Source organism: Streptomyces sp. NPDC045701 (assembly GCF_056432045.1).
Genome location: NZ_JBWKJV010000235.1, coordinates 1 through 1,035, shown reverse-complemented (window position 1 = coordinate 1,035; position 1,035 = coordinate 1). Strand labels below are relative to the sequence as shown.

The 1,035-nt window shown below is 71.0% G+C and carries 1 pseudogene; it reads right to left on the bottom strand.

Annotated features, from left to right (window positions below):
• Positions 1-38: 38 nt before the first annotated feature.
• A pseudogene (locus tag AC07DW_RS34670) lies at positions 39-1,035 on the bottom strand (IS3 family transposase); the annotation flags it as partial.

The window sequence follows — 1,035 nt, the reverse complement described above, 5'->3', positions numbered from 1 at the left end:
GGGCCTTGCCCCCGAGGAGTGGACACCTGTTCGTGTCGTTATGCGGCGAGTGTCTGGGTAGCTGGCTGCTGTTCGTAGGCGATCGGTGCCTGCTGTCCGTTCGCCGGGTGCCGTCGGCGGGTGTGGTAGCGGGTGGTCCAGCGGAAGACCGCCAGGCGGCAGGCGCGGGCCCCGTCGGAGCGGCGGGCGCCACGGAGCGTCTCGCGTTTGAGGGCTGCGCTGAACGACTGGGCGAGTGCGTTGTCCGCGCTCGTGCCGACCGCGCCCATGGACTGCCTGACGCCCAGCTCGGCGCAGCTATCAGCGGATTCACGGGAGGTGTACTGGGCTTCCGTGATCGCTGTGGAACGCGGCTCCGGCCAGGCTGCCGCGGGTTGCGGCGGCAGCCCTGAGCGCGCCGGTGACCAGTGAGGTGCGCAGGTGGCCGGCGATTGGCCAGCCCGCCAGGCGGCGGGAGAAGCAGTCGGTCACGGTCGCCAGATACAGGAACTCGCCGTCGCCCGCCGGCAGGCAGGTGATGTCCCCGGCGTACCTTGGTGTTCGGCGCGCTCGCGGTGAAGTCGCGCCGCAGCAGGTCCGGCACCGGTGTGGCGGGCGGTTCGGGCATGGTGGTGACCTGGCGCTTGCGCAGCCGCAGCCCGGCGATGCCGTACTTGCGCATGACCCGTCCGACCCGCTTGTGGTTCACGCGCTCGCCCCCGCCGTGCAGCCCGGCGGTGATCCGGGGGCGGCCGCAGGTGCCGTCCCACCCGGTGTGCACGGCCCTGATCCGCTCGGCAAGCGTCGCACCGGCCTGCTCACGTGCGGTGCGGGCTGCGCGGCCGGCCCGCCATTTGCAGAAGCTGGAGCGGGCGGCCTCCAGCACCTGACACAACCGCTTCACGCCCCGGGCGCGGTGGTGGTCCTCAATGAACTGGCAGCGGTTCACCAGGTCATCTCCTGTGCGGGAAACTTGGTTGCCTTACGCAGGATGTCCCGCTCGGTGGCCAGTTTCTGGTTCTCCTTGCGCACGGTCTTCAGTTCAGCGCGCAGGGC